This is a genomic window from Sodaliphilus sp., from assembly GCF_045598405.1.
In the GTDB taxonomy this organism is placed as follows: domain Bacteria; phylum Bacteroidota; class Bacteroidia; order Bacteroidales; family Muribaculaceae; genus Sodaliphilus; species Sodaliphilus limicaballi.
Map to the genome: position 1 here is coordinate 42383 of NZ_JAZLLZ010000134.1, position 14273 is coordinate 56655.

13 protein-coding genes are annotated in these 14273 nt (G+C 53.0%); 9 read left to right on the top strand and 4 right to left on the bottom strand.

The annotated features are described in order from the left end of the window. Nucleotides 1-28: 28 nt before the first annotated feature. Entirely contained in the window at nucleotides 29-1522 is a 1494-nt protein-coding gene (gene nrfA, locus ACKI3C_RS09580; protein WP_407404427.1) for an ammonia-forming cytochrome c nitrite reductase, read from the bottom strand. A 16-nt stretch (nucleotides 1523-1538) separates the two neighbouring features. Then, on the bottom strand, nucleotides 1539-2114 hold the full coding sequence (nrfH, locus tag ACKI3C_RS09585; RefSeq protein WP_407404429.1) for a cytochrome c nitrite reductase small subunit: 576 nt from the start codon (nucleotides 2112-2114) through the stop codon (nucleotides 1539-1541). A 527-nt stretch (nucleotides 2115-2641) separates the two neighbouring features. Between nrfH and ACKI3C_RS09590 the strand changes: the two genes are divergently transcribed. The 3 genes from ACKI3C_RS09590 (at nucleotide 2642) to ACKI3C_RS09600 (ending at nucleotide 5095) form a co-directional block, all read left to right on the top strand. Next, a complete protein-coding gene (locus tag ACKI3C_RS09590) occupies nucleotides 2642-3769 on the top strand; it encodes a hypothetical protein (protein WP_407404431.1) in 1128 nt (375 codons plus the stop codon). A gap of 492 nt (nucleotides 3770-4261) precedes the next feature. Then, the gene (locus tag ACKI3C_RS09595) at nucleotides 4262-4732 is read left to right on the top strand and encodes an Lrp/AsnC ligand binding domain-containing protein (RefSeq protein ID WP_407404433.1); all 471 of its coding nucleotides are present in this window, start codon (nucleotides 4262-4264) and stop codon (nucleotides 4730-4732) included. 21 nt (nucleotides 4733-4753) lie between these two features. After that, entirely contained in the window at nucleotides 4754-5095 is a 342-nt protein-coding gene (locus ACKI3C_RS09600) for a TM2 domain-containing protein (protein WP_407404435.1), read from the top strand. A 275-nt stretch (nucleotides 5096-5370) separates the two neighbouring features. On the opposite strand, the gene ACKI3C_RS09605 is transcribed toward ACKI3C_RS09600, so the two are convergent. Both ACKI3C_RS09605 and ACKI3C_RS09610 read right to left on the bottom strand, forming a co-directional pair. Next, nucleotides 5371-6450 carry a mannose-1-phosphate guanylyltransferase gene (locus ACKI3C_RS09605; RefSeq protein WP_407404437.1) on the bottom strand — a complete coding sequence of 360 codons (1080 nt, stop codon included), beginning with the start codon at nucleotides 6448-6450 and terminating at the stop codon, nucleotides 5371-5373. Nucleotides 6451-6493: 43 nt separating this feature from the next. Continuing rightward, nucleotides 6494-7054 (bottom strand): zinc-ribbon domain-containing protein, encoded by a 561-nt coding sequence (locus tag ACKI3C_RS09610; protein WP_407404439.1) that lies wholly within the window; start codon nucleotides 7052-7054, stop codon nucleotides 6494-6496. A gap of 122 nt (nucleotides 7055-7176) precedes the next feature. On the opposite strand from ACKI3C_RS09610, the gene lgt reads away from it, so the two are divergent. The 6 genes from lgt (at nucleotide 7177) to ACKI3C_RS09640 (ending at nucleotide 14127) form a co-directional block, all read left to right on the top strand. Beyond that, entirely contained in the window at nucleotides 7177-8046 is an 870-nt protein-coding gene (gene lgt, locus ACKI3C_RS09615) for a prolipoprotein diacylglyceryl transferase (protein ID WP_407404441.1), read from the top strand. Nucleotides 8047-8055: 9 nt separating this feature from the next. Continuing rightward, a complete protein-coding gene (locus tag ACKI3C_RS09620) occupies nucleotides 8056-8772 on the top strand; it encodes a hypothetical protein (RefSeq protein WP_407404443.1) in 717 nt (238 codons plus the stop codon). Nucleotides 8773-8845: 73 nt separating this feature from the next. Then, nucleotides 8846-9208: a hypothetical protein gene (locus ACKI3C_RS09625; RefSeq protein ID WP_407404445.1), complete on the top strand. Its 363-nt coding sequence runs from the start codon at nucleotides 8846-8848 to the stop codon at nucleotides 9206-9208. Between the two features lie 524 nt (nucleotides 9209-9732). Further along, complete coding sequence (gene metG, locus ACKI3C_RS09630; protein WP_407404447.1) at nucleotides 9733-11772, top strand: methionine--tRNA ligase; 2040 nt, start codon at nucleotides 9733-9735, stop codon at nucleotides 11770-11772. A gap of 65 nt (nucleotides 11773-11837) precedes the next feature. Then, a complete protein-coding gene (locus tag ACKI3C_RS09635) occupies nucleotides 11838-12686 on the top strand; it encodes a bile acid:sodium symporter family protein (RefSeq protein ID WP_407404449.1) in 849 nt (282 codons plus the stop codon). Between the two features lie 193 nt (nucleotides 12687-12879). Continuing rightward, nucleotides 12880-14127, top strand: coding sequence for an alpha/beta hydrolase family protein (locus tag ACKI3C_RS09640; RefSeq protein WP_407404451.1), 1248 nt, complete (start codon nucleotides 12880-12882; stop codon nucleotides 14125-14127). Nucleotides 14128-14273 lie beyond the last annotated feature (146 nt).

Genomic DNA, 14273 nt, shown 5'->3' on the forward strand with positions numbered 1-14273 from the left:
TATGCTATTAACTTTATAGGGTATGCTATTAACTTTCAGCTTTCAGTCTTCCCTTAGCCACAGCGGTCTTGACCCAAGCGGGAACCACAGTGTCGAGGAATTTCTTCTTGTCGGCGTTCTTTTGTGCCATGTCGAGGCCTATGTACTTCTGTGCCTTCTCCTTTGTAGTGATGTCGGGCATGGGCACTGCATCGGTGTAGCCGTGCTTGGCGAGCACGCGAGCAATGGCGAAGCGAGCCTTGTGGGCATAGTCAAGACCGTCGGCAAGCAGGCGTGTTACCTCCTGGGGAGCGTGGAACGACGCGCCATGTGAAGCCACAGCATAGTCCCAGCGCCATTGTCCCTTGCGCAGGTACTGGAGAGCCTCTTGCATCTCGGCATCGGTAGCGCCCTTGTCCCAGGCAAATTTAGCCTCGATGTGCGCTACAGCCAGCTCGTGCTCGGTCTTGTTGCGAATCTCGGTGCACTTGCGCTGACGCTCGTAAACGTTGGCGCGCAGGGTCTCGGCATCCTCGCGGTGACACACTTGGCAAGTGCGGTCGATGTTGGCCAGCGGCGACATCACCTTGTGGTCGCTGAACTTCACGCCACCCTCGCTCTTGTAAGGCATGTGGCAGTCGGCACACGACACACCGCGCTGTCCGTGGATGCCCTGGAGCGACATCTCGTAGCCGGGGTGCTGGGCTTTGAGGATAGGAGCCTTGCTCAATGCATGAGTATAGTCGGTGAATCCGATTGAATCATAGTAGGCCTCGGCAGCTTCCAGCGTCATACCCTTCTCCCATGGGAAGGTAGCCACTTTCTTGTCGCCGGCAAAGTAGTATTCCACATGGCACTGTGCACACACGAGCGAGCGCATTTCCTGGTGGGTTGCCTTGGTGATGTCCTTGCCCATAGCGGCATAAGCGTTCTTGAGGGCAGGACGGCTGATGTGCAGATCCATGGTAGCAGGATCGTGGCAGTCAGAGCAGCCAATGGGGTTCATGACCTGGTCGCCCCACTTGCTCCAGGGTGCGCTGTAGAAGTTTTCTTCGCCCACTTCGGCCATCAGGCGAGGCACGTCGGGGCTCTTGCAAGTCCAGCAAGTGCCGGGCTGCTGCTTGTCGGCCTCGGTCATGGGAGCAAACGTGCGCAGGGTCTCGCGCATGTCGTCAATGGCATGCATGTGGCCGCGCGGAGTGGTGTAGTCCCACGAGAAGGCATAGCCGGCCCACAGAATCACCATGTCGGGGCGTTCTTCAAGGACATCAACCTTCTTTTGTCCACAAAATTCGCTGTTAAACGAAGAGTCGGCAGTTGCGAGCCAAGTTTCATACTCCAAGGGGAAATCGCTCTCAAACAAGTCGTTGCGCGATTCAATCTCCTTGTCCATTTTCACCTTGCGGTTGTTGAAGATGCTGGCCACCTCGCCGTCGCGATGCATGAGCGACGAGCACAGGAGTCCCAGTCCGAACACGGCAACCATAGCGCCACCAAAGAGCGCCCATCCTTGCCAGGGTTTAAGTTTGTTGTTTTCAGCCATATCGAGTAGTGTTTATTTATTTTGACATTGATTGTTTGAGCCACTTGGGTTGCGGCGCGTTGGGATAGGGAACTAACGCCCCGGGCGTTCCCGAGAGGCTTGTTTTGCCGTGAGGCACATCGCGGTGGCAGTCCCAGCATGCTTTTCCCTCGCCGCGCCTAGCCTGCATGAAATCGATGCGTCCGGTTGACACAAATTCCTGGTTGAGCTGGGTGTGGCAGCGTATGCAGTTGTCCATGATGACCTCGGCGCTGTGGTCCTTGGCCATGGGCACCTGGTGCTCGCTGTGAGTGACATAGGCCAACACATGCCCTATGCCGTCTTGCGCCTTGAACGCATACTTGGCGACAACGCTGGAATGCGGCACGTGGCAGTCGTTGCACGTGGCGTCGCGCCCGTGCGAACTGTGTTGCCATGTGGCATAGTAAGGCGCCATGATGTGGCAGTTGACACACGCGCTGGGGTCGTCGCCCAGATAGGTGTGGGCCCGCATTGTGTAGCACAGCATGATGCCGAGCCCCACAATAACACCTGACATGACGTAGGCAGTGATTTTACCGCGTCGCGATAAGTTAAGCTTAGGTAACTTCATGTATGGTTTTTTCGGGTTGTTAAATGGTTTTATTAAGTAATATTTGCAAATTTCGCACAAAGTTTTTAATTGTGCAAATTTTACAAGAAGAAAAAAACAAAAAAAAGCAACCGCGCAAGTTGCGCTCAATAAAGTTGTCGTTCAACATCATGCAAATAGGCAAAAAAGCCTTTGCCGGCAACCAGGACACACTGGAGACGATCGACATCCCCGAAGGTTGCAAAGTTGACGACACTGCCTTTGAACTGTAACGCTGCTGCTATAACTTGGCAAAAACACCCTCAATGGAATTTTCACACCCTTTCTTGCGATATAACCATAAATAATTGTACCACAATCTAATAAAAGAAACGAATCAATATCTTATCCCCAGGCAATAATAAAAAAATCATATATTTGTGTAAAAAATACACCTAAAATTTGGTAGATTGGAAATTTTTATATAATTTTGCGGTGTAAAAATCACACAACACGTAACTTTATTATAAATTTCAATGTTTAGGAACTTATTTAAAACACACAAGAAAATGGAAAATACACGTAAAGACGGCACCTCACAAACCTTGGCTATACCCACTCGCGAAGGCGACATCAAGAGTGAAATACACAACCTGCTCATTGTTGATGAGAGCGGATCCATGTGCCATCTGTGCGAGGCAACCATCTCGGGCATCAACGAGACGCTTGAGACCATCCGGCAGGCTCAAAAGCAGTATGCCGAGACGCAGACCCACTATGTGAGCATTGTGGTTTTTGACTCACCCGGCGAACACCACAATCCCGTGCGAACGCTCATTGACGATGTTCCCATCGAGCAGGTGGGCACGTTTAGCAACTATCATCCCTGCGGCTGCACGCCGCTCTATGATGCCGTCGGCTCTTCGCTCACACATTTATATAATAAGGTCAAGGACAAACCCGACGCAACTGCTGTTGTCACTATTATCACCGACGGAATGGAAAACTCCTCTTGCGACTGGAACCTGCAATCGGTGAGCGCTCTCATCAAGGACCTCACCGAGAAGGGGTGGACGTTCTCTTACATGGGTTCGGAGCACGATGTGACCACAGTAACTCACGACCTGCACATCACCAATGTGATAAAGTTTGCTCACACCGAGTGTGGGTCTAACAGCACATGGGACCGCGAGCGTTCGGCCAAGATGGCGTTTTATTCCGAAATCAACAGCGCCGATTACCGCAAGATGTCTATGGAAGAACGCGTCAACAGCAAGCGTCGCATGTCGGCCAACTACTATACCAACCGTGAGACTCCGCGACACATCGAGGCGATTAAGAGCAACGAGGTGTATGTGTTCGGCACTGATGTCAATGGCATGCACCAGGGTTACTGCGGACGCAAGGCTGTGATGAACTTCGGTGCCATCGCAGGGCAAAACGAGGGAATGATGGGGCAGTCTTATGCCATCCCCACAGGCAACAACCATCTCATAGCGATAGCACAGGCCGCCGAGAGGTTCAGGGCCTATGCCGCTGTTCACCCCGAGAGACATTTCCTGGTAACCGAGATAGGATGCGGCGGCGCAGGTTTCACGCCCGAAATCATTGCTCCCATGTTCCAGGGATGCGTTGAACTCGAAAACGTGGCTCTGCCTCGATCGTTCTGGAATGCCCTGGGCATCGAGAATGATTAATATACCAATATACCGCCACATTGCGACATCACTAATGGAACTCCTCGCGCGGACTTCACAGATGACGCAGATTTCTAGACTGAAAGAAATTAAAGTAATTAGAATAATTCAAGAGTTTAGCATGTTAAAGTAGTTGTTAATTTGTTGTCCAACAGGGTAATATCTGAACACCACCGGTCGTTTCACTCCTTTCGGCGGGGGTGTAAAGTGTAACAAAATCGCGGTTGAAGACCGCCACCTTGAAACGTTGCGAAGCAACCGCATCAAAATTGTTGCAGCAAAGCATGTCCTACCAAAAAGCCATGGCAACTAGCTGGTGTGCTATCGCGAATCTTCCCCCGAGTTCTATGCGAACACAATGCAGGCAACTAGCATTTTGCCACAAAGTTGCTATCATAACGACGAAATTCAAACTTTTTTTCAAGAATATTGTTGATTTTGCTGTGTTTTTTCAAAAAATTTGCTATCTTTGCAATAATTAAATGTTGTGACATGGAAAAAATAGACAAACTTGACAAGAAGATACTAGAGATAGTGATGCAGAATGCCCGCATCCCGTCGAAGGATGTGGCAGTGGCGTGCGAGGTGTCTCGCGCTGCAATACACCAGCGCATCCAGCGCATGGTGGAGACAGGCGTGATCACCGGGTCGGGCTATCACGCTAACCCCAAAGCACTAGGATATGCAACATGCACCTACATCGGAATCCAGCTGCAAAAGGGGTCGATGTACCGCGACGTGGTTCCCGAGCTCGAGAAAATCAAGGAAGTGGTTGAGTGTCATTTCACCACCGGGTCCTACACGATGCTCATCAAACTCTATGCCCGCGACAACCAGCACCTCATGGAACTGCTCAACGACAAGATACAACACATCCCCGGCGTAATGGCTACCGAGACGCTCATCTCCCTGGAACAGAGCATCAACCGACAAATCCCCATTCGCGAGGACAACTTTGAATAACAAATCATCTTCAACTGCAAAATGAGAGAAGAAAAATCTAAATTTACGGCCTACATGCTGTGGTTCTTCCTGGGCGGATTTGGTGCTCACTTTTTTTATCTTCACAAACCCGTGTGGGGCATAATCAAACTCATCACCGGAAACGGATGCATGATAGGTTGGTTCATCGACTTGTTTCTCGTGGGCAACATGGTGGATGCCTACAACGCCCAAGTCAGAGCCGACAACATGGAACAACAGCTGCAACAAGCCACCACTATAATAACCACGGCGGCGAAATCAGTGCTTGCGGCAACGCCCGCAGCAACAACTGCACCACAACCACAAGAAGATGCAGAGCAGCCAACGCAACTCCCGCAATAACCTACACGCCGGCTAGGACAAAAAATAGCGATGACGAGTCATGTACTAGGCATGATTCGTCATCGCTGTTTTTCTTGTGTCTGGCACGCTTTAAGGTGGGTTCTATTAATTATGTCGAGGCGATTTTGAGAGATGTTTTGAGTAGATTTTATGATAACGACGGAGTTGTTACACTGCATCGTAACCGATGGTTGAGACCGTCGGAGATACCAAAAACAGGATCAAAAGCGACCGAAATAATTAATAAACTTTTCTCAGAATTAATAGAACCCACCTTAGATGAACTTGTCGCCGAATTGGGCCTTCACTTCGTTCACGTAGTTGCGTATCTTTTGCTCTTCGTTTTTAGGTACGATGAGCAGCGCGTCGCCGGTGTCGGCAACGATATAGTCGTTGAGCCCCGATGCCACGACCAGTTTGTCGCCCTTCACGGCAACAATGTTGTCGCGACTGTTGAATAGCAACGCCTTGCCGCCTTGCGTGGCGTTACCTTGCTCGTTTTTCTCGCTATGGTCATAGAGCGATCCCCATGTGCCCAGGTCGCTCCAGCCGAAATCGACGCACTCGACACACACATTGGGAGCCTTTTCCATCACTGCATAGTCAATAGAGATGTTGCGGCACAGCGGATAGTTGGTCTCGATGAAGTCACGCTCGGCATCGGTAGCCATGAGCTGCGCGCCGCCATCAAAGATGGAGGCGATGTCGGGGGCATTGTTGCGCATGGCGTTGATAATGGTATCTACGCTCCAGAAGAACATGCCCGAGTTCCAATAGAAGTCGCCCGACTTCAGGAACACGCGAGCCAGGTCCTCGTTGGGTTTCTCGGTGAAGGTTTTCACAGCGTTGAAGTCGCCATGGATGTTTTTTCCTGCCTGGATATATCCATATCCGGTCTCGGGGCGATTGGGCTTGATGCCCATGGTGAGCAGCGAATCGTTGCTCTCAATGAACTCAAATGCCTTGTTCACGCAGTCGCGATACTCGTCGGTCTTGAGGATGAGGTGGTCGCTGGGCGCCACCATGATCTGTGCCTGCGGGTTGAGTGCCTTGATGTGCCACGCGGCCCATGCGATGCAGGGGGCGGTGTTGCGACGGGCGGGTTCGAGCAGTATCTGATCAGACTTGAGCTGGGGCAGCTGCTGGGCGATGATGCCGGCATACTGCTCGTTGGTCATCATTATTATATTCTCGTCGGGGACTATGCCTTTTATGCGATCCACGCTCATCTGCAGCAGGCTGCGTCCTGTGCCGAAGAAGTCAATGAATTGCTTGGGCATATTTGCGCGGCTGTAGGGCCAGAAACGGCTGCCCACGCCACCGCACATTATCACGCAATATCTGTTGTTGTCCATGTTTGTCTTTATAGTTAATTAGTTATTCTCACTCAATATGTTCTTAATCGCTGATGAGCATTGCCTTATAGACGATAAACGCCAGCAGTGCCAGCTGAGCTGCAATGACGGCATAGCCGGCCAGGCGTGCCCTGATGCTTGCCGGCCCCTCGCCCCACTTGGGCTCGCGGTAGCGGTAGTTGGTGTAAACCGGCGTCCACTTCACGGCAGGTTCTTGGGCGGCGGGTGCATCGTCGGCTATGGCATCGGGCTGCTGCGGTTGGGGAGCGGGAAGGTTTTCTTCAACGCGTTCTTCCTGGCGTTCCTCGACAGGAGCGGGATCTGCACCCCTCACCCTCTTGCCGCAATAAGGGCAAAAGTTGGCATCGCTCACTAGCGGCTTGCCGCAGTGGTGGCAATAGTGAATCTCGTCGGACACGGGTTCTTGCGGCTGCGGCGACGCCACGCGCACCCTGCCTGGCTGGGGAGCCTGACGCACACCGTTGTCGTCAAACACGGCAAGGCATTGCGGACACACCACAACACCATCGTGCAGCGAAAGCTCCTCGCTCGACACAGCGACCTTCTTGCCGCACCGCGGACATATCTTTTCTCGATTCAGCATATTTTCTATGCAAATTTAGCACCAAAACACGAAACACACAAATTTTTTGCTTTAATATATTTTCTTTTATTTGTGCTTTTGTAGTAACTTTGCCGTCAAATATATAAAACAAAGAAGTAGTTATGCTCAATTTTATCACTTGGACAGCCAACCCCAACCTGTTTGACGGCTTCATCACCGTGCGCTGGTATGGCCTGATGTTTGCCATAGGTTTTCTTGTGGGTTACGAGATAATGTCACGCATCTTCAAGCACGAGGGTGCCCCCGAGAAATGGGTGGGCTCACTGTTTTTCTACGTTGTGATCGCCACCATCGTGGGCGCGCGCCTGGGACATGTGTTCTTCTACGAGTGGGACCATTACAAACACAATCTCATCGACATCGTCAAGGTGTGGGAGGGCGGTCTTGCCAGCCACGGCGGCACGCTTGGCATCATCCTGGCGATGATTGCATATAGCCGCTTCGTGGTGAAGAAACCGTTGCTGTGGACGCTCGACCGCCTGGCAGTGCCCATCGGCCTCGTGGCAGCGCTCATACGCATGGGCAACCTGTTCAACCACGAGATCTATGGCGGTCCCACAAGCCTTCCTTGGGGATTCCGTTTCATTGACAACGTAGGTGCTTTCATGCACGGGGCCGAACCCATCTTCACCGTGCCTTGCCACCCCACCCAGCTCTACGAGGCGACATGCTACCTCGTCACCTTCGCAGTGTGCATGTGGCTCTACTGGAAACGCAACGCGCAAGAGCGCGAAGGCCTCATCCTGGGCGTGTTCATGCTGGGCATCTTCGGTTCGCGATTCCTCGTGGAATATGTGAAGAACGTGCAGGTAGAATGGGAAATCGCCATGCGCTCGACATGGGGCGTTGACCAGGGACAGCTGTTGAGCATCCCCTTCATCCTGCTGGGCCTGTGGCTTGTGATCCGCGCCATGCGCCGCCCCAGGGTACCCATCAACTTCCCTAACAAGTTTGCCGACGACAAGAAATAACCCCACCCCATGCGCATCATCACATTGTGCCTGGCAGCATTGCTCACAGTGTTGAGCGCCTGCCGCACCAGCAAAGAAAGCAGCAAGACAATGAACACTGTTTACATCGACTCGACTAGCGAGGTCATCGCCTACTACCCCCAGTTTTCACGCATCGACCTGGTGTGCGGCACCATGCCGCAGCAGTCGCAGCAAGAGGTCATCTTCTGCGCCGAGGCTGCTTTCACGAGCAAATTGCTTGAAAAGTTTGCCCACAGCAACATCGACGGCGACCACGTGAGCAGCGGTGTGCGGCACAAGGGTGCAGTGTGCAAGGACAACAGCGGCGCGTTCACCTGGGCCAGCGGCACGTGGAGATTTGTCATGGGCGATTACAGCGTGGCACTCGACAGCGCGGCAGCACAGGGCGGCATGGGATTTGGCCAGGCTGTGGTGGTGCGCGACGGCAAGGCAATCACCCCGCTGTGGCGCGGAGGCAACAACGAGTATCGCGCATTGTGCGAGAAAGACGGCCGCCTGTGCATCGTGGACTCTCGCGGCAGCGTGGAGTATGACGAGTTTGTGCGACGACTAGTGAACTACGGCGTCACCCACGCTCTCTACCTCGACATGGGCAGCGGCTGGAACCACTCATGGTGGCGCGACGACAAGGGCACAACGCACGAGATACATCCCCGCATCGAAAAGTGCCGCTACTGCACTAACTGGATCACATTCTACAAGTGAGCCAAGCCCCTTTTTAAACTTTTATAAAAAATCTCTAACTTGTAATAATTATCAACATAAAAATCAGTTTTTCATGGATTTTAAATTAGAAGATGCTCATGCAATCCTTAACACACTAAAGTGTTATTATATGGAAAAGAGTATGGAGAAGATAACTGGCAGAACATTTGAAGAACAGCTATATAAGGCTCACGAAATATTTAAATATAGCGACAAGGGGCAAGTTTACGCTTCCTCCTTGGAAACTTTAGAAGAATACTTTGGGGTTCCTGCGCTTGATATTTTACTTAAACGGCAAGAGTATTACATGGAGGGTTGTGTCAAGCAAAAAACCCGTAGCCAATTAAAGTCTTATTTAAAACATCCTTTTCTTAAAAACGGCACAGCAAAATTCTCCATATATAAGTTCCGAGAAATGGTTGGAAATAACAAATAAGGAAACAGCGGATTTCCTCGGTCGGGAAATTACCTGACAACAAAGTCGTCACATTGCATCGCAACCGATGGACACAGGCCGTCGGAAATAAGAAATACGCTCCAAACGACCTCGAAGGGGTCGCACTCCCCACCTTCAAAAATGTTAGCAACAATATTCATACTGATGTTGTTTTTTGGGGTTTTTGGGCTGTGTAAGAGAAGAGAAACCCGGCAGGGTGATGTCATGTGTTTGTGATTTTGCGGGGAGCGAAGCCCACTGGCGAAATCACAAACGCATGACATCAATGGCGACAGCCATCTTCTCTTACACAGCGGTTTATTTCTGTTTTTGTCTTTTTTCACCCTTTTTCACCCTCATTTTAGGCCTATAACCCTAATCCAATACTCTGTGAGGACTGTTACGCCCAGCGCGAGCCGATAAGACAAACTTCTAAACTTTTAAACTTTTAAACCCATAAACCCTTAAACCTTTACAAAAAAATCACTAACTTTGTAGGTTGAAATAAATATTTAGCTAAATATATGGAAAAGAAATTCAAGAGAACGCTGGTTACCACAGCGTTACCCTATGCCAACGGACCAGTGCACATCGGTCATCTCGCTGGCGTTTACGTGCCTGCCGACATCTACACCCGTTACCTGCGCCTGCGCGGCGAGGACGTGATTATGATAGGCGGCAGCGATGAGCACGGCGTGCCCATCACCATCAAGGCCCAGAAAGAGGGCGTTACGCCCCAGGACATCGTGGACCGTTACCACAACATCATCAAGAACTCTATGGAGGGCTTGGGCATCTCGTTCGACGTGTATAGCCGCACCACAAGCGACATGCACCACAAGACTGCAAGCGACTTCTTCCGCAAGCTCTACGACAAGGGCGAGTTCATCGAGAAGACCAGCGTGCAGCTATATGACGAGAAGGCCGACCAATATCTCGCCGACCGCTATGTGACAGGCACTTGCCCCAAGTGCGGCAATGAGCATGCCTATGGCGACCAGTGCGAGGCTTGCGGTACCAGCCTCAACGCCACCGACCTCATCAACCCTGTGAGCGCCATCACCGGCAACACCCCCGTGCTCAAGGAAACCAAGCACTGGTACATGCCCCTCGACAAGTGGGAGCCCAAGTTGCGCGAGTGGATCCTGGAGCAGCACAAGGAGTGGAAGCCCAATGTGTACGGCCAGTGCAAGTCGTGGCTCGACGACCACCTGCAGCCCCGCGCTGTGACACGCGACCTCAACTGGGGTATCCCCGTGCCCGTGGAGGGTGCCGACGGCAAAGTGCTCTACGTGTGGTTTGACGCGCCCATCGGCTACATCAGCAACACCAAGGAACTTCTCCCCGACACATGGGAAACCTACTGGAAAGATCCCGAGACACGCATCATCCACTTCATAGGCAAGGACAACATCGTGTTCCACTGCCTCATCTTCCCCGCCATGCTCATGGCCGAGGGCAGCTACCAGCTCCCCGAGAACGTGCCTGCCAACGAGTTCCTGAACCTAGAGGGCGACAAGATCTCTACAAGCCGCAACTGGGCTGTGTGGCTGCACGAGTATCTCGAGGACTTCCCCGGCAAGCAGGACGTGCTGCGCTATGTGCTCACTGCCAACGCCCCCGAGAGCAAGGACAACGACTTCACATGGCGTGACTTCCAGGCTCGCAACAACAACGAGCTCGTGGCTATCCTGGGCAACTTCGTGAACCGCGCGCTCGTGCTCACACACAAGTACTTCGACGGCGTGATTCCCGCCGCACACGAGCTGCAGGACATCGACCGTGAGGCTCTTGCCGAGTTCAAGAACGTGAAGGAGACTCTGGGTGCTAACATCGAGAACTTCAAGTTCCGCGAGGCACTCAAGGACGCTATGAACCTGGCACGCATCGGTAACAAGTATCTGGCCGACACCGAGCCCTGGAAACTTGCCAAGACCGACATGGAACGCGTGGAGACCATCATGAACATCGCTCTGCAAATATGCGCCAACCTTGCCATCGCCTTCGAGCCTTTCCTGCCTTTCAGCGCCGCCAAGCTGCGCGACATGCTGGGACTGGACACCGTGGACTGGAACAAGCTGGGCGAAATCGACATCCTCGCAGCCGGCAAGGCTGTCAACAAGCCCGAACTCCTCTTCGAGAAAATCGAGGACAGCGTTATCGAGGCACAGATGCAACGCCTGGAGCGCATCAAGCAGGAGAACATCATCAACAACTTCAAGCCCAAGGCTGTGGCTCCCGCTGTGACTATCGACGACTTCGCCAAGCTCGACATCCGAGTGGGCACAGTGCTCGAGTGCAGCAAGGTGAAAAAGAGCGACAAACTGCTTGAGTTCAAGATTGAGGACGGCATGGGCGGCCGCACCATCGTGAGCGGCATTGCCAAGTGGTACCAGCCCGAGGAACTCGTGGGCAAGCAAGTGTGCTTCATTGCCAACTTCCCCCCGCGCAAGCTCAAGGGCGTTGAGTCGCAGGGCATGATCCTCAGTGCCGAGGACGCAGGCGGTCGCCTCGTCATCATCGGTCCAACAGGTCCCGTCAAGCCCGGTGCAAGCGTAGGTTAATCCACAATCAAACATACCCACCGGTGGCCTTCATCGGCCACCGGTTACTTTTCTTTATATCCCCAATGATTTTTATAGTAATTCCCATCCTGTGTGTGCTCATGTTCGAACTGGGCCTCACACTCAAAGTTAAAGATTTCAAGCAACTCGCCGAGCAGCCGCGCGCTGTGGTTGCCGGAATGATAGGCCAGCTGGTGCTGCTCCCTGCCATTGCCTTCGGCCTGGCAACGGCACTGCACCTCGAGCCGCTGTTCTTCGTGGGCCTTGTGCTCATCGCATGCTGTCCCGGCGGCAGCTCGTCTAACGTGTTCTCGATGATTGCTGGCGGCGACGTGGCGTTGAGCGTGACTCTCACTGCCGTGAGCAGCGTGCTCACCCTGTTCACAATACCGTTCATCCTTGCCATGACCGTGGCTCACTGCAACGACGGTGCCGAGCAAGTGATTGAACTGCCCGTGATGAAACTCATCATGCAGAACATCGTGGCAGTGTTCCTGCCCATGCTCATAGGCGCTGCCGTGCAGAAGTTTGCGCCCCGTGGAGCCGATGCCATCCACCGCGTGCTCAGCAAGTGCGCCTTCCCCGCACTCATGCTCCTGGCTGGTATCTTCTTCGTGCAGAACAAGCAAGCCATCATCGACAATTTCACCCTGCTGGGAATGAGCACATTCGTGCTTCTCGTCCTCGCCATCGGCGGAGCATTGCTGCTGTCGTGGGGCTTGCGCCTTGACGGCCAGCGCCGCCGCACCATCGTCATCGAGGTGGGCATGCAGAACGCCGCGCAGGCCATCCTCATCGCCACAACCGTGATGAGCGACGACAAAATCGCCATCCCCGCAATCATCTACGCACTGCTCATGAACGTGGTGCTCCTGCTCTACGTGGGAGGTTACAAACTCACAGCAAAACGATAACTCCCCGGACTCCCGGCATTTCCGGCATTTCCGGAAAATCCGGAATCCCCGGAACTCCCGGGAATCGCCCTTGTATTATCTTATAATCTGGCGCAATCTCACAAAAAAACCAAGATTGCGCCAGATTATAACATCATAACTTGGCACAATCTCAATTTTTTCTTTAAATTTGCGCCATATTAATTAGTGTGTTATGAAACATCTTTTTGCTATCCTCACTGCCGTGCTGGCGGTTTTGTGCTGCCAGGCCCAGCAGGCAATCATGGGCACATGGACCGGGAAACTCTCTGTGGGTGCAGCGTCGCTCACCCTGGCCATTACCCTTTCCTCCGACGACCAGGGCGGTGTGCAATGCTCCTTCGACAGCCTCGACCAGGGCGCAAAGGGCATCAAGGCCAGCGTGTCGCATTGCAGCGACGACTCGGTGTCGATAGCCATACCCGCAATCGGCGCGTCTTACGTCGCACACCGCGACGGTGATGTGCTCAAAGGCACTTTCATGCAGATGGGCCAGTCGTTTCCTCTCGACCTCAAACGAGGTGCACAGGTGCTCAACCGCCCGCAAACTCCGGTTGCGCCGTTCCCCTACAAGACCGAGGAGGTGACTTTTTCCAACATTGCCGACCTGGCGACCCTGAGCGGAACTCTAACCTACCCCGTGGGATATGAGAAGAAGAATCCTGCCGATGTCCCCGTGGTGCTCATGATCACCGGCAGCGGACTCCAGAACCGCGACGAGGAGCTGCTAGACCACAAGCCATTCCTCGTGATTGCCGACTACCTGGCTCGCAACGGCATCGCCTCGCTGCGATATGACGACCGCTGCACAGGCAAGTCAACCGGCGGAGATGTAAAGAGCGCTACAACACTCAATTTTGCCCACGACGCCGAAGCTGGATATGAAAAACTGAAATTGCTGAAAAAGTTCGGTAAAATCGGCATTTTAGGCCATAGCGAGGGTGCCAACATCGCGTTCATCTTGGGCGCATGGGAAAAGGCCGATTTCGTCGTTTCGCTCGCCGGCGTGGGAGTGAAGGGTGACACTGCCCTCACTGCACAGGCCAACTGCATCATGCGTCTCAACGGCATGCCTGGCACTGCCGACACCAAGCAGTACCGCAACATGGTGCTCATGCAGAACAATCCATGGCTCACATGGTTTGTCAACTATGACCCGGCTAGCGACATCGCCGCTACACGCTGCCCCGTTTTTGCCGCTGGCGGCGACAAAGACTGCCAGGTGGTTTCGCCGCTCAACCTTGACGGCATAAAGAACGCCTTGCACGAGGGAAAGGACAACCGCTTCATTGAATACCCCGGCCTCAACCACCTGTTCCAGGAATGCAAGACAGGCAACCCCGCCGAATACCGGGAAATAGAACAGACCATATCCCCACAGTTACTGAAAGACCTCACCGAGTGGATAAAGAACCTGAAATAAACTGCTCCCACAGAGTTACTATGTTTGCAGTCGCAAATGACAAGAGGCTGTGAAAAATAGCCAGAACAGGCGGTAGCTTTTTCCGCTCAAAGGGGCTTTGCCCCGGCCGCTCGGGCTGTCCCCAGTGTGTTTTTCATAGTTTTTTT

What these genes read in the sequence shown, in the direction of transcription:
- nrfA (WP_407404427.1), bottom strand. Translation starts at nt 1,522, where the DNA reads ATGGCTGAAAACAACAAACTTAAACCCTGGCAAGGATGGGCGCTCTTT.
- nrfH (WP_407404429.1), bottom strand. Translation starts at nt 2,114, where the DNA reads ATGAAGTTACCTAAGCTTAACTTATCGCGACGCGGTAAAATCACTGCC.
- ACKI3C_RS09590 (WP_407404431.1), top strand. Translation starts at nt 2,642, where the DNA reads ATGGAAAATACACGTAAAGACGGCACCTCACAAACCTTGGCTATACCC.
- ACKI3C_RS09595 (WP_407404433.1), top strand. Translation starts at nt 4,262, where the DNA reads ATGGAAAAAATAGACAAACTTGACAAGAAGATACTAGAGATAGTGATG.
- ACKI3C_RS09600 (WP_407404435.1), top strand. Translation starts at nt 4,754, where the DNA reads ATGAGAGAAGAAAAATCTAAATTTACGGCCTACATGCTGTGGTTCTTC.
- ACKI3C_RS09605 (WP_407404437.1), bottom strand. Translation starts at nt 6,450, where the DNA reads ATGGACAACAACAGATATTGCGTGATAATGTGCGGTGGCGTGGGCAGC.
- ACKI3C_RS09610 (WP_407404439.1), bottom strand. Translation starts at nt 7,054, where the DNA reads ATGCTGAATCGAGAAAAGATATGTCCGCGGTGCGGCAAGAAGGTCGCT.
- lgt (WP_407404441.1), top strand. Translation starts at nt 7,177, where the DNA reads ATGCTCAATTTTATCACTTGGACAGCCAACCCCAACCTGTTTGACGGC.
- ACKI3C_RS09620 (WP_407404443.1), top strand. Translation starts at nt 8,056, where the DNA reads ATGCGCATCATCACATTGTGCCTGGCAGCATTGCTCACAGTGTTGAGC.
- ACKI3C_RS09625 (WP_407404445.1), top strand. Translation starts at nt 8,846, where the DNA reads ATGGATTTTAAATTAGAAGATGCTCATGCAATCCTTAACACACTAAAG.
- metG (WP_407404447.1), top strand. Translation starts at nt 9,733, where the DNA reads ATGGAAAAGAAATTCAAGAGAACGCTGGTTACCACAGCGTTACCCTAT.
- ACKI3C_RS09635 (WP_407404449.1), top strand. Translation starts at nt 11,838, where the DNA reads ATGATTTTTATAGTAATTCCCATCCTGTGTGTGCTCATGTTCGAACTG.
- ACKI3C_RS09640 (WP_407404451.1), top strand. Translation starts at nt 12,880, where the DNA reads ATGAAACATCTTTTTGCTATCCTCACTGCCGTGCTGGCGGTTTTGTGC.